20 protein-coding genes are annotated in these 20626 nt (G+C 49.2%); 12 read left to right on the top strand and 8 right to left on the bottom strand.

The window, feature by feature from the left end; translation table 11 throughout:
- Nucleotides 1-29: 29 nt before the first annotated feature.
- The 6 genes from FHS30_RS01320 to FHS30_RS01295 all read right to left on the bottom strand — a co-directional run bounded on the left by FHS30_RS01320 (nt 30) and on the right by FHS30_RS01295 (nt 6074).
- Nucleotides 30-422, bottom strand: coding sequence for a hypothetical protein (locus FHS30_RS01320; RefSeq protein ID WP_183907531.1), 393 nt, complete (start codon nt 420-422; stop codon nt 30-32).
- Between the two features lie 45 nt (nt 423-467).
- Nucleotides 468-1652, bottom strand: a complete 1185-nt coding sequence (locus tag FHS30_RS01315; protein ID WP_183907529.1) for a dipeptidase — start codon at nt 1650-1652, stop codon at nt 468-470.
- Nucleotides 1653-1706: 54 nt separating this feature from the next.
- On the bottom strand, nt 1707-2288 hold the full coding sequence (locus tag FHS30_RS01310) for an NADPH-dependent FMN reductase (RefSeq protein ID WP_183907527.1): 582 nt from the start codon (nt 2286-2288) through the stop codon (nt 1707-1709).
- 124 nt (nt 2289-2412) lie between these two features.
- A complete protein-coding gene (gene hppD / locus FHS30_RS01305; protein WP_183907525.1) occupies nt 2413-3495 on the bottom strand; it encodes a 4-hydroxyphenylpyruvate dioxygenase in 1083 nt (360 codons plus the stop codon).
- A 199-nt stretch (nt 3496-3694) separates the two neighbouring features.
- A complete protein-coding gene (locus FHS30_RS01300) occupies nt 3695-5206 on the bottom strand; it encodes a type VI secretion system contractile sheath domain-containing protein (protein ID WP_183907523.1) in 1512 nt (503 codons plus the stop codon).
- 214 nt (nt 5207-5420) lie between these two features.
- Entirely contained in the window at nt 5421-6074 is a 654-nt protein-coding gene (locus tag FHS30_RS01295) for a flagellar brake protein (RefSeq protein WP_183907521.1), read from the bottom strand.
- 132 nt (nt 6075-6206) lie between these two features.
- Between FHS30_RS01295 and FHS30_RS01290 the strand changes: the two genes are divergently transcribed.
- Both FHS30_RS01290 and FHS30_RS01285 read left to right on the top strand, forming a co-directional pair.
- On the top strand, nt 6207-7025 hold the full coding sequence (locus tag FHS30_RS01290; RefSeq protein WP_183907519.1) for a substrate-binding periplasmic protein: 819 nt from the start codon (nt 6207-6209) through the stop codon (nt 7023-7025).
- A 63-nt stretch (nt 7026-7088) separates the two neighbouring features.
- The gene (locus FHS30_RS01285; protein WP_183907516.1) at nt 7089-7529 is read left to right on the top strand and encodes a nucleoside deaminase; all 441 of its coding nucleotides are present in this window, start codon (nt 7089-7091) and stop codon (nt 7527-7529) included.
- A gap of 51 nt (nt 7530-7580) precedes the next feature.
- Here FHS30_RS01285 and FHS30_RS01280 read toward each other — a convergent pair whose 3' ends face one another.
- The gene (locus FHS30_RS01280; RefSeq protein ID WP_183907514.1) at nt 7581-8969 is read right to left on the bottom strand and encodes a Na+/H+ antiporter NhaC family protein; all 1389 of its coding nucleotides are present in this window, start codon (nt 8967-8969) and stop codon (nt 7581-7583) included.
- 128 nt (nt 8970-9097) lie between these two features.
- Nucleotides 9098-10210, bottom strand: a complete 1113-nt coding sequence (locus FHS30_RS01275; RefSeq protein ID WP_246341107.1) for a S66 peptidase family protein — start codon at nt 10208-10210, stop codon at nt 9098-9100.
- 680 nt (nt 10211-10890) lie between these two features.
- Between FHS30_RS01275 and FHS30_RS01270 the strand changes: the two genes are divergently transcribed.
- From FHS30_RS01270 to FHS30_RS01225, 10 genes are all read left to right on the top strand, one after another.
- Entirely contained in the window at nt 10891-11181 is a 291-nt protein-coding gene (locus FHS30_RS01270; RefSeq protein ID WP_183907512.1) for a hypothetical protein, read from the top strand.
- A 114-nt stretch (nt 11182-11295) separates the two neighbouring features.
- Nucleotides 11296-13587, top strand: a complete 2292-nt coding sequence (locus tag FHS30_RS01265) for an AAA family ATPase (RefSeq protein WP_183907510.1) — start codon at nt 11296-11298, stop codon at nt 13585-13587.
- Between the two features lie 6 nt (nt 13588-13593).
- On the top strand, nt 13594-15249 hold the full coding sequence (locus FHS30_RS01260; RefSeq protein ID WP_183907508.1) for a hypothetical protein: 1656 nt from the start codon (nt 13594-13596) through the stop codon (nt 15247-15249).
- A 65-nt stretch (nt 15250-15314) separates the two neighbouring features.
- Nucleotides 15315-15842 (top strand): hypothetical protein, encoded by a 528-nt coding sequence (locus tag FHS30_RS01255; protein ID WP_183907506.1) that lies wholly within the window; start codon nt 15315-15317, stop codon nt 15840-15842.
- 709 nt (nt 15843-16551) lie between these two features.
- A complete protein-coding gene (locus tag FHS30_RS17255) occupies nt 16552-16827 on the top strand; it encodes a transposase (RefSeq protein WP_183907504.1) in 276 nt (91 codons plus the stop codon).
- A gap of 221 nt (nt 16828-17048) precedes the next feature.
- Nucleotides 17049-17960 carry an alpha/beta hydrolase family protein gene (locus FHS30_RS01245; protein ID WP_183907502.1) on the top strand — a complete coding sequence of 304 codons (912 nt, stop codon included), beginning with the start codon at nt 17049-17051 and terminating at the stop codon, nt 17958-17960.
- Between the two features lie 129 nt (nt 17961-18089).
- Nucleotides 18090-18401, top strand: a complete 312-nt coding sequence (locus FHS30_RS01240) for a GNAT family N-acetyltransferase (RefSeq protein ID WP_183907500.1) — start codon at nt 18090-18092, stop codon at nt 18399-18401.
- Nucleotides 18402-18490: 89 nt separating this feature from the next.
- Nucleotides 18491-18922, top strand: coding sequence for a GNAT family N-acetyltransferase (locus FHS30_RS01235; protein WP_183907498.1), 432 nt, complete (start codon nt 18491-18493; stop codon nt 18920-18922).
- Between the two features lie 487 nt (nt 18923-19409).
- The gene (locus tag FHS30_RS01230; RefSeq protein WP_183907496.1) at nt 19410-19832 is read left to right on the top strand and encodes a hypothetical protein; all 423 of its coding nucleotides are present in this window, start codon (nt 19410-19412) and stop codon (nt 19830-19832) included.
- A gap of 163 nt (nt 19833-19995) precedes the next feature.
- On the top strand, nt 19996-20274 hold the full coding sequence (locus FHS30_RS01225; RefSeq protein ID WP_183907493.1) for a hypothetical protein: 279 nt from the start codon (nt 19996-19998) through the stop codon (nt 20272-20274).
- Nucleotides 20275-20626: the final 352 nt, after the last annotated feature.

The following is a 20626-nucleotide window of genomic DNA, read 5'->3' as shown; positions in this document are numbered from 1 at the left end:
CGAGAGGGGAAGGTAAACACTCGCGAAAATTAGCGCGCCAATCGCAAACTCATCATTGTCACTAGCGCCCAAATCCAATTGAATATCAGCACCAATACGGGCGTCATCTCGCCCAATTCAATACCGGCCACGCCCTTGCCCAAAAAGTAGGGGAACACCACAAACAACTGAAAGGCAGTGGGAAACAGACTTAGCAGCGCCGCCTTCGTTAGCGGTCGGCTGTTAGACAGGGGCAGCGCAAACAGAAAACCCCACAAGCCACCCCACACAATGCGCGGATACAGCCACGCGGCGGTCAACGCCGGCGCAATCGCCACGCCCATACTTTGATTAATACCAAAATGGCCGAAGGCCCACACCGCCACGCTATTGGCGAGTGCGCCCAAACCGCCCGCGGCAAAACATAACATCAAGGCTTTCATGAGTTGATCTCCGAGAGTTGTCGTGCAATGACTTAGTGATTTAATTTATTGTTTTGCAGCGTAGGCCTCTACCGCTTCCATCACACGCAGTACATTGCCACCCATAATTTTGGCGATGTCGCGCTCCTTGTAGCCGCGCGTAAGCAATTCGGCAATCAGGTTGGGGTAGCTCGCCGCATCCTTCAAACCAACGGGCAGTGAATCACCCACGCCGTCGTAGTCGGAACCCAAGCCCACGTGATCCACACCCACGAGTTTTACCACGCGGTCAATATGATCGGCCACATCGTCGATGGTGGCAAACGGGTAGGGAAAGCGTTGCTTATATTCGCGCTTAAAATTGGCCTTGGCCTGATCGGTCAGGTGCTCGCCCTGCAGCGCGATAAAGGCTTTTTCGGCGGCGTCTTCGGCGGTGGACCACTCAACGGCGGCCTTGGTCAAAAAATAGCTGCCGAAGTTGATCATAATCACGCCACCTTTTTTGGCCATAGCCTTGAGCATTTTGTCGCTCACATTGCGCTCTAACCCTGGCGTGAAATGACGCAGCGAAGAGTGTGAGGCGATGACCGGTACGGCGGACAATTCAACGGCCTGATAAAAAGCGGCATCGGAAACGTGCGACACGTCCACCATAATGCCCAGGCGATTCATTTCTTTGACCAGCGACACGCCAAACGGACTTAAACCCTGCCACACCTTCGTTTTATCGTAGGATGAATCAGAAATGTGGTTGGCTTTGGAGTGGGTGAGCGTTATGTAGCGCACGCCGCGATCGTAAAAGTGCTGAAGATTTTTTAAATCGCCTTCGATGGCCGCGCCATTTTCCATGCCCAGTGGCAGCGAGATTTTTCCGGCTTGATGGTGGGCGCGAATATCGGCAGCCGTGCGTGCAATGGCAAATTTATCCGGTGCTCGATAGGCGATGGCCTCCACTTGATCGATCAACACATCGGCCAATGCCTTGGCGCCCTTGCCCTCAAGTTTGGCGGGAATGTAAATCGACATAAACGGCGCATCTAAGCCGCCGGCCTTGGCGCGAGGGTAATCGAAGTCGCCATCGACGGTCGCTTGAGTGACGTCAGCCCAGGCTTCTTGCAGCCGATAGGGCACGTCGATGTGACCATCCACAAGGGGATACTTCTGGGCAATTTGCCGAGCTTGCTCGAGGGTATCGGCAATGGCAGTAACACTTAGTGCACACAGGATGCTAAACAGGACTAGCGCTTTCATATTTTCTCCTTGGCGAGTCGGGGCGGCATCAACTGCCGCCCCAATGGCGAAGGATTATGACATACCGTTGGCAAAGCGCCCCATAGTCTCAACGGCTAATTTGCGCACGGGCACCATGGCCTCGGCATAGGCTTGCAACACATCGAGGGCATATTGCGTGCGCTCGGCCAAAAACGTGTCGCTCTTGGTGGGCTCGTCGGCAGTCCAGAGATTGGCGACATCCCGATACAAGAGGTGTTCAGGCAAATACAGCAGGCGCGCATTTTTGTAGCTGCTGGTGCGCATTTCGTTGATCACATAGGCGCCGCCAGTACCGGCTGAAACCGCCACCAACAACGCGGGTTTGTGCGCCAATTCCGCCACGCCGCACCACAGGAAAAAATTCTTAATCGAGGACGGCGCCATGCCGTTCCACTCGGGCACTACCAATACCAAGGCATCGGCATCGGCCACGCGCTGCTTAACGGCCTTGACATCGTCGCGGTCAAAACCAGTGCCGTCCCACTCGGGCAGCGGCTTGGTGGCCAAATCCAACAGATCGGCCGCGCTGCCAAAGTAGCGGCTGTTCAATAGGCCGGCAATGCGCAGGCTCTCCGATTCGGCGCGTTGGCTGCCGCTGATAATTAACGTCTTCATGGTTGCTCCAGTAATAGCTGTTCCGGAATGTAGGGGCGCACTCTCGGCTTAGCAGCCTAACGGTTTTTGCGCCCACAAAAAAGGCGGAGGGCTCAGCCCTCCGCCTTGGGAGACACGCAGGCAATTACGCCTCTTCTTCGGTCTTCAATACGCCGCGACGAATTTGATCGCGCTCCATGGATTCGAACAACGCTTTAAAGTTGCCCTCACCAAAGCCTTCATCTTTTTTACGCTGAATGAACTCGAAAAAGATCGGGCCCACCAGGTTTTCAGAGAAGATTTGCAACAACAAACGCGGGTCGCCGGCTTCAGTTGAACCGTCCATCAAAATGCCGCGCTTCTTCAGCTCGTCGACGGGCTCGCCGTGGCCGGGCAAACGCTCTTCCAACATTTCGTAATAGGTCTCGGGCGGCGGCGTCATGAAACGCATACCGCGCGCCTTCAAGCGATCCCAGCAGCCCAGCAGGTCGTCGCAAGAGAAGGCGATGTGCTGAATGCCTTCGCCGTTGTAGGCCATCAGGAACTCTTCAATTTGGCCGTTGCTGCCCGCCTCTTCGTTGAGCGGAATGCGAATCTTGCCATCGGGTGCGGTCATGGCCTTAGAGGTCAAGCCGGTGTATTCACCCTTGATGTCGAAGTAGCGAATTTCACGGAAGTTGAACAACTTCTCGTAGTAGTCCGCCCAGTAGGCCATGCGGCCGCGGTAGACGTTGTGCGTCAGGTGATCGATGATCTCAAAACCACAACCTTCCGGGTGGCGATCCACGCCGTCGATGAATTCGAAATCGATGTCGTAGATAGACGCGCCTTCTTCATAGCGATCGATCAAATACAGGATGGCGCCGCCAATGCCGCGGATGGCAGGCAGGCGCAACTGCATGGGGCCAGTGGGCACATCGACCGGCTGGGCACCCAGCTCGAGCGCGCGGGCATAGGCCTTAGGCGCGTCTTTTACGCGAAAGCCCATGCCACAAGCGGAGGGGCCATGCTCTTCGGCGTAGTAAGCGGAAGGGTGCTTTTTCTCGTAGTTAACGACAAAGTTGATGCCGCCTTGGCGCCACAGGGTGACGTCCTTGGAGCGGTGATTGGCCACGTGGGTGAAACCCAAAATGTCCAACACAGGCTCAAGAATGCCTTTTTCTTTGGCGGCGAATTCGATGAATTCAAAGCCGTCCAACCCCATGGGATTGTCAAATAAATCTGCCATTAGTCACTCCTCCTGGTCAGTGGGCGCAGTCGCGCGCGCAGGTCGGCTAGTATAGCGGGGCCACAGAGGCACTTTTTGCCTAAATCGCCCCCGCAGCCAAGCCCAAAAGACAAGAATCATCCACTTAAATCATAAACTTGCAGATTTCTGTCTGATACCGCCGAAAGTGTGCAGAAATCGGCTCCCACACCGCGCGGAGCTAGGCCGTTATGACCTCCAACACCGACTGACCGCCTGCCACCAGCGCGTTAAACCCCTGCATGAGCACCGCCCCATCGCCCTTAACCGAGCGCAGCGGGCACAAGCCAGCCGTCAACAGCGCTGCGGCGGTAGTATCGGTCATGTAGATTTCCGCACAGGCTTTGGCCACCGCGTCGCCATCCTCGTCGGCATAGATGTGCAGCGGCAAATCCGAGAGCCTGGTCACTAAGCCAGAGGCAAAGTCCCAATAATTTTGTTCAAAAGACTGGCCCATTAACAGCGCCACCGCATAGGCGCCATTGCCCCACAAATAATGTCCATGGGCGCCGTCTGCCCCCAACTCCTCAAAGCCGAAACTCTCAATGGGGGCGGTGCGCGCACCGTAGGGCAAACGCAGTAAAAAGCGCGGCGCGGCCACCAGCAGCGAGTCACTTTGCGGCTCATCGCGCAAGGCCTGCCAAAGTTTCGCAAATTGCGCATTCACGGGGTGCTGCCAATCCGCCACGTCGGGCGTTTGCGCCAAGCTCGCACAACCGGCTATGCGCTCGTGACCGCTCACCAAGGCAATGGCATCGGCGTACACCGCCAACGCCGACAGCCCCGCGGCCAAGCGCACATCGGCCACCTCATCGGTGAGCGTGACATCGCTCACCAACACCGACCAGGGCGTGGCGCCCGGCATTTGAAAACTACTGATTAAGCGCTGGTAGAGCGCGGCCTGCGTGATGTCATCCGATGCGGAGAAATCCGCGCGCAGCTCCTCTTCGCTGACATCCAACAAAAACAGTTTGAGATTCTTTCCCGTTTCCAATCGGCGCACTAATAAATTCACACTGCGCCAGTTGGCTTCGAGGCGCTGAAAGTCGCCGGCATGCATTAAATTGCGCAACGCATTCGCAGCAACCCGCTCTAAAGTAGCCGTCAATTCCGCCGCGCGCGGATCCGATTTTGGCTCCACAAAGGGCGCGACGATTTGCCGAATAAAGTCGTTGACGTCCTGGGCCTCGCCGCGGCGGTTTGCCTCCTTGGCCGCTGGCCGATCAAACAGCCCTTCGGGAATGGCCATGCCGGTGACCTGCTGCGGCGCCTCTGTCACAGTCCACGATTGAATGTCGGCCGCGGCCTGAGCAAACTGCGCGGGATTGTTCAATTGTGCCGTCAGTTCTCGCAGCCGATGAAACAATGGCACGCGGCGATACAGGGTATCGGGGTGCAAGTCATCCAGGTCTTCGAAGGCGATGGGGCTTGCACAGGTCGGCAATTGTAAGCGCACATTGAGCGCCGCAAAGACGTCGTCAAAATTGTCGCGATTAATTTCGCGCAGAGGTCGGTTCGCCAGCGATGCCATGTCGATGTCGCCCCGGCTACCGCGACCACTGAAATCGCCCATAAAAATCATGTGCATGGGCTGGCCACTGTCGTCCGTGGCGACGCGATGGTTATCCTCTGGGTCATAGCCCGTGCCGCTGCCAAACACCACGCCACCGGTGGACATAGTTACTCGTGTCATCTCTACCCCTCACGCCATTCAACCGTCAAATATTAGTGCGCAGGGCGATGCCAACACCGGCCTCCACAAGTCTTCGGCGAGTCTAATCAGGATGAATACAATAGAGAACTTTGAACCGCCTTTAGCGGCAAGATCGCTGCAAATAGTCACTTGATTGCAGCGCAACTGGTACGAAAGTGCACGGCGTGCGGCAACTCAGGGCCATTCGCCCCCGCTAGACGTGCTCGGGGGTGCGCTCGGCCTGCTGGGCAATAAAATCGCCCAGCAAGGTTTTGCCGGCATCATTGAGAGAGTCGAAAGACAGGCCGTAACTAAAGTGATCACTGTCGGCGTCGGGCTTGCCGAGCACGCCGCGCACGGTGCCCGCCACCTGCACCAGACGCACACCCGATTCAAAGGGGAAGCGCGTGACCAATATCAATGGCGTGCCGGGGCCGCCCAGCTCTTCCGGGGCCTCAAGGCGACAGCCCGACACACTCAAATCCACAATAGTGCCGGCCACCTCCATGGCGCCGCCCTTGATGGTGGCCGAGAGCTGGGTCGCCACACGGGTGGCCTTGCGGCTTTCGTCCTGTGCGATAAAGGCGGGGTAGCCCAAGCACAACATGGGCATGGGTTGCTCCACCTGCTGGGTAATCTGGGCCGAAAACAAAATGGCGCAATTCAATTGCTCGGAGTACAGATGCACTTCCACCAACCCTCGCGTGGGCAATGCCGGCACATCCGGCGGCAGCACCGGCGGCGTAACCATAATGCACTGCCCTTCCACATAGCCCACCAAGCGGCTGGCCTCACGGCGCCCCTCTTGCAGGTTAAAGTCCAACTCTAGGCGCGTGCCTGGCAGCAATTTTAAGTCTTCAAACTTCATATCCGTCCTTAATGCCCCGGTCTTAAACACTTCCCAGTGTAGCCCACTCAGCGGCGCAGGCGAGACACTTGTCCAATGCCGCGCACAGGCTATGCTTTAAGCCGTCCGTATGAATATTCAGGTTTCCCAAGCATGCCGCGCAACGTTTTAATCGCCACCCTGTTACTGCTGGTCACTGGCTTGGCTCAGGCCAACCCCCAGCTGGTACGCGTGGGGGGTTACCAATTTGCGCCCTTCGTCGAAATTGCGCCCAACGGCCAAGCCACGGGGCTCACCCTCGACCTCATCGCCGCCCTCAATGATTTTCAAGACGACTACGAATTTGTGTTTGTACCCAGCAAGCCCACCCAGCGCTATAAGGAGTTCGAGGCCAATCGCTTCGACATGGTGATGTTTGAAAGCAAGCAATGGGGCTGGGAGGATTTGCCCGTGGACAATACCGCGCCCTATTTAAGCGGCGGCGAGCGCTACATTGCGCGGGCCGAGCCCGGTCGCGATCAGTCCTATTTCAATAACTTGGCCGACAAGCGCTTGGCGGGCATTAAGGGCTACCACTACCGCTTCGCCAATTTCAATGCCGACCCCGACTACCTGCATCGCCACTTCACGATCAATCTCATCGACAGTAACGCGGGCAGCATTCGCATGGTGTTGTCGGGTCGCGCCGATGTGGCCGTGGTGACCCAATCCTTTTTGTTTCGCCAGCTACAGCGCAACCCAAAACTCAAACAACAATTGTTAATTTCTGAAGAATTTGACCAGCACTACCAGCACACCGTACTGGTTCGACAGGGCACCAAGCCCACGGCCCAAGAGGTGGAGCAACTACTCAATGACATGCGCACCCAAGGGGCACTGACTAAACTCTGGTCGCGCTACGGGCTCGAGCTACAAAGCTCCACTGCCAACGACGACAGCGAAAGCAACACCGTGTCGGCGCCCAATTTATAAGCGACACACACCTTCACACTGTAACCAGCACACAGTAAATCACACAGTAAGGAAACCCAGCCCATGACCGACGAATTTCTGCAGGCCGCCATAGAAGAAGCGCGGGCAGGGCTCGCCGAGGGCGGTATTCCCATCGGCTCGGTATTGGTTCATCGCGGGAAAATTATTGGCCGCGGGCACAATCGCCGCGTGCAGCAAGGCAGCGCCATTTTGCACGGGGAAATGGACGCCCTAGAAAATGCAGGGCGCCTGCCCGCTCAGGTCTACCGCGAAAGCGTGTTGTACACCACCCTCTCACCCTGCCCCATGTGTTCCGGCGCCATTTTGCTATACGGCATTCCCAAAGTGGTCATCGGTGAGAACACCACATTCATGGGCGATGAAAATTTACTGCGCCAACGGGGTATCACCTTAGAGATCGCGCAAAACGCCGAATGCATTGCACTCATGCAACACTTTATCGAACAGCACCCCACACTCTGGCACGAAGACATCGGCGAGTAGCGGCGCGCGCATTGGCGCCGCCAACATTCTGCGCTAAGCCCGTCGCAACACTCAGCCCCACAGTAAACCGAGCACCACAAAGCCAACGCCACTGATGCCACCGGCAATCAGCGCATAGGGCAATTGGGTGCGCACGTGATCGATGTGTTCAGTGCCCGCCGCCAAACTGGAGACAATGGTGGTATCGGAAATGGGGGACGCGTGATCGCCAAAAATGCCCCCCGATAGCACGGCGGCAACAAACAGCGCAGGGTCGATGTTCAGTGCGGCGGCAATGGGAATCGCGATGGGCAACATGATCGAGAACGTGCCCCAGCTCGAGCCCACGGAAAATGCGATCACCCCCGCCACTAAAAAAATCACCAGCGGCAACAGCCACAGCGGTACGGTATCGCCCACCAGCCCCGCCACAAACACACCGGTGCCCAAGGCCTTGGCCACCGAACCGAGCGCTAAGGCCAGCACCAATACAATCGCCAAGGGCAGCATGCGGCCCGCCCCTTCGAGCCAGGTGTGGCTGAGTTTATCCAAGCTCATTACGCGCTGCGCCAATACCAACACCGACACCAAGGTGAGCGCCGTTAAACTCGCCCACAACACGCTTTTCGAACCCGACCCCGCAAAGAGGTCGCCATCGCCGGTGGCGTACAAGCCCAAGGGCATGGCGACAATGAGCGCCAACACCGGCCACACCATGTTGTGCAGCTGCGGTTTAACGTCAGCGGTTACTGGGTCGCCCACTTCAATGCCGCCGCGCTCGCCACCCTGTGTGCGCACTTCTGCCGCCGCCATCGGCCCAATATTGATATTGCGAGCAATCACCACCGCGGTGGTGAGCACGGCCACAATGGCGTACAAATTGAGCGGGATACTGGCCAGTAAAACTTTTAACGGTTGCTCCACACCCAAGCCGTCGAGCAAACCCAAATTAAACGCACCCCAGGCATTGAGCGGAATTAAAATACAAATGGGCGCAGAGGTTGAATCCACAATGTAAGCCAGCTTTTCACGGGCCACCTTAAAGCGATCAAACAGCGGGCGCGCCACGGTGCCCGCCACCAGCACGGTGATATTGGATTCAATAAAAATCACCACGCCAATGACAAACGCCATCCACTGCGAGCGCTTGCCATTGTTTACCCAACGCGAGCGCTCAAGGTATTGCACAAACCCCGTCACTGCACCGCTGCGCTCCAAGGTTAAAATAAACGCGCCAATCACCAAGGTGAACGCCACCACCCGCGCATCGCCGGGGCTGGCCAACACGGCGATGGTGGCCTCAATAGCGGCACCCAATGCCGACAGCGCATTGACATCCAGCAGTTGAAAAAAGCCCAACCAAATGCCGGCGAACAGCGCCAAATACACTTGCCGAGTGAGCAGCGCCAGGCCGATGGCCATCAAGGGGGGCAGTAGTGAAGTCCACGTGGGGTCAGTCATAGTCGGTGTCTTTATGTTGTATGTGTGTTGTTTTTATTTAGCTGTTGCCTTGGGTCATTATCGTCGATGCGGCAATTCAACGTCGCAAGTATCTATATAAGACGCTCAATACACGACGTTCAATTCACTCAAGCGCGCAATACCGGCTCCAGTAACGTCAGCGTGCCCGCGTCGCCATCCAGCTCAGCCATTCCGCCCACTGGAATAATACTTTGATCGTCGACGTGACCAATCATCAAGCCGCGCACCACCGGAATGGTTAATGTTGCACAGCGATCGCGAATCACCGCTTCAATGCTAAAGCTGGGGCCGTCGATGACGACGTCGGTAAATTTACCAAACACCACGCCCACCACTTGCTCGAACACGCCCGCCAACCACAGCTGCGTCAACATGCGATCTACTCGATAGGGCGATTCGCCAATGTCTTCAAGAAACAACAGCTTGCCACGAAATTCCGGCATAAACGGCGTGCCCATCAAGGTGCAGAGCAGCGTTAAGTTGCCGCCCACTAAAGGCCCGCGCGCGCGACCACCCACAAAGCGCGTAATGCGATTGGCGCGCTCCGCAGAACCACGGCGCTGCGCAAACGGCGGCGGCGCGCCCAAAGGGGTAGGCACCTCTGCCCCCATCAAAATGCGATCAAATTCCGCCACGGTGTAATCTGAATACGCCTGCCCCGCCATCGGCCCGTGAAAGGTAATGAGCCCGGTGCGCAGGTGAATCGCGTTGAGCAGCGCGGTAATGTCGCTGTAACCCAATAAAATTTTGGGGTTGCGGGCGATAGCCTCGTAATCGAGTAACGGCAGCAGGCGCGGCGTACCGAAGCCGCCGCGCGTGCAGATAATGGCATCGACGTCTGGGTCTTTAAACATTGCGTTGATATCGGCAGCCCGCTGCGCGTCAGTGCCCGCCAAATATTGATGGCGCTGATACAAGTGCGAGCCAAGTTTCACCTCAAACCCCAGCGACTTAATAATGTCTACGCCAAAGTCGATGTGCTGATCTTCCGGCGAATTGCCCGCAGGCGCCACCAGCCCCACCGTCATGCCGGGCTGCAAACGCTTGGCATAGCGGGGCTTTTTTACTGAGGACGTTACTCGGGACGTTTCTCGAGACGTAGCTGGGTTCGCAGCCACCATTGCCCCACTGCTCGCCAGTGGCACCAGCGCCAATGCCTTTAATAGATTGCGACGATTCATGCCCGACTCTCGCTTACCGTAAAGGCCACAGTGTGTCATAGCCGCCCGCCACGGCCAACTCAACCCGCGAGCTTTACCGTGGCTGATATTAACGGGAGTAACGTGGTTATTGATGGGCATTGGATTCGTTTCACACACTCTTGGGTCGACCTGACTGCTATTAACTGAAGTTGTTGTGGCTTAAGTTGAGTGGTGGGTTAAAAGCGGCATGTTTTGGGTGCAGGCGCCCTGTCCCCCCGCCACTTTGCCGCTCCAGCAATACATCCATGTATTGAGTCGCTCGCGCCACATCCCTGTGGCTTGCAAACTGGCGGGGGGACAGGGCTTTCGAGGTCGGGTGCGTGATTTATGGAGCAGCTGTTTTCGGTTGTTGGCAGGCAGAGCGAGTAGCAGTAATGCGCAGCCGGAAACATTCACGCCTCAAGGCCTGCGTGTATATCCGTTTTTCAGTAGCCGGGTCTTATTTCTCCTTTTTGCCGCCCGCCCTTAAAGCGTAAAAAAGGTATTGGAATTAATGGCTTATGGGGTATATTTCAAAACACACTCGAAAAAATAGCGCGCCAGCTAGGTATCTGTTGTCTGCAATAGAGGATTTATGTGACTTAGGCGCTGATATTCGAGCCAAATAAAAACAAGGACTTAGGTGTGTTTTGGGCAAATTCTCTCAAAAGAATATACGCGCCGCGTCCTATGAACAAACTGTTATACACAAGGATAAAATGAAAGAAATATTTAAGATAGAGCTTAGCTTTTTATCGCTAATAAAAATAAGCTCCGTTATTGGATTTAGCGCAGGCGTGGTTGCCATTCCATTTTACATGTACACATTTGCCACGGGAATGGGTTTTGATATTGCGCTGTTGCAGCTGATTTTTATGGGTCCGGTAGTAGGTATGATAAATGGGGCGTTGCTTGGCTTTCTCGCTTATCCTTTCTATTGGTGGTTTTCTAAGAAGGTAGGCGTAAAATATTCAGGCTATTTCTATCCGGTTTCAGATAAAAATGCATAACAAACGCCACCAACACGCCGCAGCGCGGCTGGACTCGCAACTAATCGTTGCTCGCCGTTGTGGCGGGCGTCATACGCAAATCTAGTCCGGAGAGAATTTTAGGAAAGGGATGCCATGTCAATAAAAAGCATACAAAAATTAAAGCAATTCGGTATCTTCCAAGATCATACGAACAGCAATGCCAAAGATTTCGGTAAATACAATTTGTTCTATGGATGGAATGGAAGCGGAAAATCTACGCTTTCTGGTTTGTTTCGGTGTATCGAAAATAAAGCCACTTCTAGTAAATTTCCTTCTTCGGAATTCTCGGTAAATGTAGACAGCGGCACGCCTACCACGCAAGCCAATGTGGCGAATTCTGATCTAAACATATATACCTTTAACCATGACTTTATTGATGAAAATATTTCATGGAACAGCATTGTAAAAAGTATATTGCTTGTTGATAAAGAAAAGATTGAAGAACGTGAAAAGCTAGAAAAGTTAAAAAAAGAACAGGAAGCCGATAGCAAAGCACACAACATAGAATCCGAAGCAATAAAGAAACTTGATAGCGCTGTTTCAAAATTTGGAACCGATAGCGCGCGACATATGAAGACAAGTCTTCAGTCTATTGACACCACAGACAGTTACTACCTTCACTACGATAAGCGTAAATTTGAAAAATTCATAGAAGACCACCTTGAAGAAAGCAAGTCGGACGACTCACTTCTTGATGACCAATTGATTGTTGAATTAACCAATGCATCGAAGCCTGATCAAAAGTCACCGATTACTTTTAGTCAACAGACCATTAATCAAAAAATCTTCACCAAAGCAAAAGAACGTCTTGATGATCTTTTAAAAACCAGCGTGATTAGTCAAACGATTCAACGGCTTGTTGAAAATGGTGATATAAAGTCTTGGGTTGAAACTGGTCTTGATCTTCATAAGCACCACGATACAAACCAGTGTGAATACTGTGGAAACACCATCACGGAAGAACGCACCAAACAATTAGAAGCCCACTTTAATGACGATTACAAAGCCTTTCAAACCCGACTTGAAGGTGCTGATGACTGGCTTTCTGGTCAATATATTCAGCCTACAATATTACCCGCTACAAGTGATTTTTACGACGAATTCAAAAGCGGGTACGGTGAAGCCCGTACAGCATTAGAAAAGGCTATTACAGCCTTAAACGAAGAAATAGCAGTATGGCACACTGTGCTGAAGGAAAAGATTGCCAATCCGCTTGAAACTAGTCTAGCGGTCGAAGTTATCAGTGAATCGTCCGTGAAGGCGTTTAACGATGCTATGACCGCTATTGGCAGGGCTGTTGATAAGCACAACCATAAGTCCGGAAATTTCAAAGAAGAAACTGATAAAGCCAAAAAGCGACTTGAACTTCACTACGCGACTACTGAAGTGAAATCATTCGGGTATCATGAGAAGAAAAAAGAAGTAGTTGATCGAGCAGCCGCAAATGGAACGCTAAAAACAACAATTAACACTAGAAACACAGAAATCCGAAAACTTGAAGATTCACTATCAAATGAAGGCGTGGGCGCTGACCAGTTTAATGAATCACTTCATAAGTTTCTTGGGCGCAGCGAATTGACCCTTCGATTTAATCCGGTTAAAAAAGGGTATGAAATACTTCGGAATGATACGGAACAGGTTGACGGTAATCTAAGCGAAGGCGAAAAGACAGCTATTGCTTTCGTCTACTTCATAACCAAGCTGAAAGAAAATGACAACAAGATTGAAGATACTATTGTTGTAGTAGACGACCCCATTTCAAGTTTCGACTCCAATCACCTTTTTCACGCTTATTCATTTATGAAAGTGAACTGTGAAAAAGCAAAGCAATTGTTTGTTTTTACCCACAACTTCACGTTTTTCAAGTTGATTCGCGATTGGATTTCACGGAAGAATAAACATAACAATCAGAATATTGCAAATTTCTACGTTGTTAAAGCAAACAACAAAGTGCCAAGAACTTCAACTTATACAAATGCCGAACCAGCATTAACCTTATATAATTCAGAATATCATTACATATTTTCACGACTGAATTCGTTAAAAAATCAACAGACGCTTGAAACGGATGATCATTTTCTTGCTGCCAATTTATCCCGAAAATTACTTGAATCCTTCTTGTCATTCAAATTTCCAAAGAACCGGGGAAATTTCGCCAACTTGTTTAATACGGCCGTTTCAGAAAGTCGAAACTCTGAAGACGAAGGGAAGGAAAAGATTAGAAAGTTCATCAATGAATATTCACATAACGACCTTATTGAAACCAATGAAGACTTTGTTGAAAACCTGATTGGTGAAGGCGTTTCAGTTATTTCAGATATTTTTGACTGGATAAATGAACTTGACGAAAAGCACTATCAAGAAATGATGGAGGTCGTGTCATGAGCAGTAATGCGTATAACAGGCGCTACTATTGGACAATTTTTCCGCTGTGCCCCAAAACTTCCGCAGAGCGCGACGTTATGTTTCTATCATCAAGGAGTGATTACATTGAGCCAATTCTGTAGTATCGATGGCTGCGCACGAGAAGTTTTTGAAAGTACAACTGAGTGTGTCCTTCATTGCAAGAAAGATGACTACTCTCACGATTTCAAAAATAACGGCATTTTGAGAAAGTTTTATGATGCTTTAATTGAGTATATAGCTGAATCAGCTTTTGAATGGAAACGTCCTGACAACCCAGAAATAGTAAATGCCGAGTCATTTAAAGCCTACCTTCAGGAAGGTGTTGGCAGTGATGAGGTTGTCAATTTCTGCCATAGCGAAGTAACAGTATTCACCTCTATTTTCTTTCCATGCAGAGATAGCAGGGATAACTTTGATTACCTTAAACTTTTAAGAAAAATTAAGGGTGCACATTTTAACTACTGCAAGTTCACAGCGCACTCAGTCGAGATCCCTAAAGTCGAAGCATTTTTTCAAGATTGTGAGTTTTTTCAATGGTGGAGTATCACCCAGTCCAAGCTACTTGAAAATGTAAATAATGTCTTATTTCAAAACTGTAAATTTAGAGAAGATGTCAGCTCATACCCGGATGATGATCACAGTGCAACGCTAGATATACCATTATTTAACAATTGCTCCTTTGATAAAAGTCTATCGTTTGAAAATGTCAGTCTAAAAAAACCTGTATTTAATAACACGGATGACGACCTAATAAAAATCCATAAGTTACGGATTGAAAACTGTGAGATAAATGAAAAGTTTGTACTGAACAAGCTAAACGCTGAATATATATTGATCGAAAACTCTGAATTTAAAGCCAAGCTTGAACTGAAAGAAGGCTTTATTGATGAAATTGAATTAATCAACACCAATTTCAACGGACTCTTCGACTCTTATTCTACAGAGTATGGTCGTTTTTATTGTTTTAAGAGCATATTCAGTGATTTCGTAGGCTTCGAGAAATGTAAATTTGCAGCCCTACAAGGCGATAATGAATTAAACCAATTATCAATATTTAGATATGTTACATTTTTGAGTTTTACAAACTTTAGGAATTCCACATTCGCTCAGGGGATTGACCTAGAAAACACCAATTTAAAAGAAGCCCCCAACTTTCTGAATATAGATGTGTTATCAAACAACACAAACAGGGAGACACTGAGAATAATAAAAGACTCTTTCGATAAAATTGGAAATCATATCGAAGCAAACAAATTTTTTGTTCTTGAAATGACTAAATATAAACAAGGGCTATCTAATAAGCCTTTGAATCAAGAGAAATTAATTTTCTGGTTAAATGAAAAGACCTCTAACTTTGGCCAGAGCTATTTATTGCCGACTTTATGGATAGTGTTTTTCTCAGTCATCTATTATTTGTTAATTCTTGGCCATGAAGGCAATCTGCTATATAACTTAGTACCGCCTGCCAACGAAGCAATAATCTCAGTATCAAATGTATTCAATGGAATAGCAGCAAATATAATACCTTTCAAAAAGCTACTTCGAGAAGGTATGGAGTTTACTAGCCTTGTGTTTTATGTCATTTTCGCTAGTTTGATATGGCAAACAATTGTAGCTGTAAAAAGGCACACGCGGCGTTAACGAAACATAACAAGGGCGTGCAATCTGACTCCGGCGCTATACAACACAATTATGGAGAAACCAATTTGATTAACAGAATCATTCTTGTGGCGCTCATATCGATGATTATTTCATCCTGCGGGGCAAGCAATAGCCATAAAAAAGTATTGAAATCGGATAATATTCCAGCCAAATCGACCATGCCTGCTCTGTCACTTGAAACGGTAGATTTTTCGGGTGATTTAGATGTGAGAAAAGTAAAAGTAGAATGCTCGATGCTAGAAAAATTATCTACGTCTATCTTGGACTCGGCTACGAAGTACAATGCCAACATTATTTCCCATGATGACCCAAGCGCATCGTCGCCAAAGGAGTACACTCTTAAAGTAACCTATGTGAATGTCATACCTCACCGATGGACCTTTATGGCTATACGACCAAGCTCGTCTGCTACCGTTGCAGCAGAAATTTTAAAAGGTGGGAAAGTTATAAAATTCACTAAAAAGGTAATTGGCTCTGGAGTAGCATTTGGCGCATGCGACCGTCTAGAGAAAATTGCAATTACCGGAGGTAGATATATTGCAAAATGGTCGTCCCAGCAAGTCTACGAGTAAATGAGAAGTTTGGGGTAAGCGATCAAGGGCTCAGACTCCTTGATCGAATCTCAAAGATCGGAATCATGGTGTCTGACCCCGAGATCCATAATTTTAACTCCACAAAGCCGCAATCAATGGCGGTACGCTCTCGGCTGTTGCGGGCGTTATGCATCCAAGTTACCCGCGAAAAGTAGACACCCTGTATAGTTATATTTGACTGATATGGAGGTGTCGAATGACACGCAAAAAACACCAGCATTACTAGGGAAAGAGAAATCGAAGTGAAAATTGAAAGTATATTAATAATATTTGGATTGGTTTCATTAACAATAGTCGGTCTTTGTGGATTTCTATATACATCAAATCTTATGTTGGTCATGTTTCAAGCGGTAACTATATTTGGTTTCGAAATTACTTCAGATCAAGTGTTCTCCTCGTTGACTAGCATCGCAAAGATCCAAATAGTGATTATTCTTCTGTTGGTGCCAGGTCTTATTTGCACATCAGTGGGTATTTTTGAATTTAATCATAATCCAAAATGGCATAGGACTTGTCTGAAGATTATCTCATTTATACTTTTTTTGGGTTTTCCACTGATGTCAGTTTTGGCAGTGTATTTATTCATAATTTCAGGAAGAAGGCGCATTGCATAGCAAGTGGTTTTAGGGTCGCCGTGAACTTCCCCCGCTTTAATGGACACCTCTAGATAACTTATCTGGAGGTGTTTGTGCCAAAATACAACAACCCACGAAAAACGTGGCAATATTCAACTGAATTCAAGATTCGGGCGGTAAAGATGAGCTACCAGCCTGATATTCAGATAAAACAGGTCGCTGAAGGCCTGGGAATTCATCCTTTCATGTTATCCCGCTGGCGGAAGGAGTACCGAGATGGCCTTCTCCAAGGGACGGTAAAAAGCGAATTGATAAAGGGGTCGCAGACGCTCGCCTTTGATAAAGGCTTGCTTTTGAACTTTATCCTTTTGGCATGGTCAACACTCTGATCTCAGTTGCCCTTCAAAAGGATTTAATAATGAAAAAACGAGTAGTCGTCACTATTGCCTCCGCAATTGCTCTTTCATCTATTTTTGTAGCTACGTCATTCTGATCAAGAGGACAGATTCCTCGATCGACATTTAGCCCTAGCAATATTAATCCTAAATAGGCTGCCAGGGCTATTCACCACAAATCATAGCCAATTATTTAATAGCACAGGGACAGTAAAGTGAAACTAATAAAATGGGCACTGACATCAATTCTACTATCGGTCGCAATTCTTGCGTCGCTTGGGTACATTTACCTGTACGTTATGCCGAAAGGTCCAGACAGAACTGAGGTAAGCACTATCCCATCGGGAAAGGATAGCTTTGTAATAAACGCCTATCGACACACAGATCGAAAAACTATCCGGGTTTGGACATATAAGCCAGAGAAATGGGCTCAAGACAAACCTATACTGTTTATCATGCATGGCATGAGTAGAAATGCCGAAAGCTATCTGGATGCATGGTCAGATATAGCCGATCAAAAAGGCTTGATGTTGATTGCTCCTGAGTTTGAGAGCAAGTTTTACAAAGTGATAACAAATGATTATCAAGAAGGAAACGTTAGAAGCTATTTCGGTTGGTCAAACCCTGAAGATGAGTGGGCATTTACCGTTATAGAAAATATTTTTGACTACGTAAACTCCACTAATGGACTGTCGATCAGCAGCTATGACATATTTGGTCACTCCGCAGGCGGGCAATTTGTTCAACGCATGATTGCACTTAAACCTGATGCTCGGATCAGAAAAGCCATTGCGGCCAATGCTGGTTCGTATGCGTTCATGAGCAACACTGTGCCTTACCCTTATGGGCTTGATTCAGTAAAGCATAATTTGGATAAATCGTTTGAAAAGCAGCTTGTGATCCTGCTAGGTGAACTCGACAATAATGCACAGCAAGGTAAACTAGACCAAACAAGCGCAGCGACGAATCAAGGCGCTGACCGTCTTGAGCGAGGAAAAAATTTCTTTCTTTCCTCACAAGCCACAGCCACGGAGCGTGGCACTGCCTTCAGCTGGAGCCTGCAATTAGTGCCAAATGTCGGTCATAACTATAAAAAGATGTCAGAGGTTGCCGCAACACTGCTCTGATTTAAAGATAAAGCATCGAAAATAGTCGGGGTCAGATAAGAATTATGGTGTTTGAACCACTGTTAATTCTCACCTTGGGATCAGTCACTCTGCCCCGCCTCGCCACGACACAACCAGCTGACCCCAACCATGAATTTGAATTACGTAAGAGCAGAAAATTCGGATAAACGCTTCTTCTGGGACAACTATTGCCAATCTATGCAACCACACATAGAGGAAATATGGGGATGGGATGAGGAATGGCAGCTGGTGGATTTCGAAAAGCGGTGGGTAGACTGCGAAAATAGTTTAATACGTATAGATGAACAAACCGTGGGTTACATGCAAACCCAAGAGTTTGCCGATGAACACTACATCATGATGTTAATCTTGCTGCCAGAATATCGGTCGGCGGGCATTGGCGGCAAAATACTGACCCAAGAAATAGTCGGGGTCAGATAAGAATTAGGGTGTTTAAACCACTGTCAATTCTCACCTAGGGATCAGACACCCTGCCCCGCCTCGCCATGACATAACCAGTGACCCCAACCATGAATTTGAATTACGTAAAAGCAGAAAATTCGGATAAACGCTTCTTCTGGGACAACTATTGCCAATCTATGCAACCACACATAGAGGAAATATGGGGATGGGATGAGGAGTGGCAGCTGGCGGATTTTCAAAAGCGGTGGGTAGACTGCGAAAACAGTTTAATACGTATAGATGAACAAACCGTGGGCTACATTCAAATCCAAGATATTGCCGATGAACACTACATCATGATGTTAATCTTGCTGCCGGCATATCGGTCGGCGGGCATTGGCGGCGAAATACTGGCCCAAGTAAAGGAACATACAAAACAAGAATATATTGGCCTAAGGGTATTTAGAACCAATACCAGCGTTCTCAACTTCTATCAGTCCCATGGATTTGATATATTTGCCGACGAGGGCGACTTCTATTATTTGAAGCATAAGGCGTAGCAACAAGTATAACTGGGGTCAGATGAGAATTATGGCGCACAAAATAGTGTGAATCCTTATTTGACCCTAATTATCCAGTTCGTGGATCAAGGGGATCAAGCGGTCAGTTTCTAATGGCACTAAGTTAATTTTCACCTACCCCCTGGATAAGAGTTAAAATTCCAACTTACTACGAAGTGCCGCCCTTGGGGCCCCTTGCGCAGCGGTGAGCGGAAGTCGGATTTTAGGGGGCAATTGGGCATGGACGCCCAATTGAGCGACGATCAGGCAGGAGCCTGTTTTCGCGACCCCTAAAATTCGACTGGAGCGAGCGAACCCGATAGGGCGCGTAGCCGGGGTACGTTTCTTTTGGTTCGTTTTCTATGACGCGGAAAGCACGTGGTCTCCGTTGTACTACGGCCCGTATAAAAAGAAAATGAACAAACTTAAACGTTTCCCGCCACGTAAAGCGAAAAACAACAATTATTAAAGACCAAGGACTGCAACAATGAGAAACCTTTTTTTCCTGCTGATTTTAGTACTATTCTCTGCCACCACTAAAGCCAGCGACCCAATGGCCATTTGTTTAATTACTGGCCTACCTGCATCGGATGTAAGCTACGAAAAAATACAACGCATTAAACTAGGCAAAGGCTCCTACGGCAGTGTGGCAGACATTCTGCCGGCCTTTGCACAGAAAGCGGACACCCTTGGTGCCAACGCAATCGTAAATTATGTTGGCTCGCAGCGCTTTGGCTTTTGGCCTTGGCGCGTAGTACGCCCTGTAGTAAGAGGCGAGGCAGTGAAGCTTGACATCGCTTCCGATAAAACCTGTAAAGATATCGGCGGCGCCACGGTCCAAGAAGTGATCGACACCAACATGGAACCGCACCTTCTTGATGAAGAAAAAGCGCCAAAGGGAAGCAGCTAATGCTCTTTGCAAAGTAGTAATCGACAGGAGCGTGAATAATTGAGGACCAAGGGGTCGGATCACGGGGCCAACTCCCTGATCCAACCTCAAAGAGCGGATTCATGGTGTCTGACTCCATGATCCGCCTTCATGATCCAAGGGAAATAACATTTAAGGATAGATGATGAATATCGTGGCTTTTCTAACAGCAGCGCTCGGCGCAGCAATTATTTTTATTGGTTTCTACACAGCCAGAAAGATCGAAAATAAGATTGCATCCAGCATCGCAAAAATTGCTGCATTTTTTGCAGGGCTATTTACATGCGCTCTTTTACCTATGGCGCTCAACCTTCCCGTTACAGCCTCTTCAAAATCAGGAGAATATCTGTTCTACATTCTTTTAGTTGGCGTGATTGTGTCAACAATATTTAAAAAGAGAAAAGCCAGCAAGGAAGCCGCATAAAAGCGCATATCGAGTCACGCCACCGCGCCCTAATAAGATGGAGAATTCACTGTGGGAGCTGGATTTTATATGATGTTTGCGGTCTCTATCCTAATATACAGACTAGCGATTGCAGACAAGAAGAAAGGTTGGATATGGTTTGGCGTCAATCTGTGCGTATCAATGGTTTTGGGTAAGTTCTATGGCTTAAGCGTTTTAGTTGCAATGGGCGCTGGATTCGCTACGTTCATCATCATGTTTCTAGTAAACATCGTGTCGCCCAGAAAGATAAACTAGCGATCGAATAGATAGATTTCAAATAAATATGGGCAACATGATACAGCAGTTGCATATCACCACCCACACTTAGGAA

This window comes from Simiduia aestuariiviva (genome assembly GCF_014192475.1).
GTDB classification, from domain to species: Bacteria; Pseudomonadota; Gammaproteobacteria; order Pseudomonadales; family Cellvibrionaceae; genus Simiduia; species Simiduia aestuariiviva.
The sequence above is the reverse complement of the archived record's forward strand: the minus strand, read 5'-3'. Positions and strand labels throughout refer to the sequence as shown.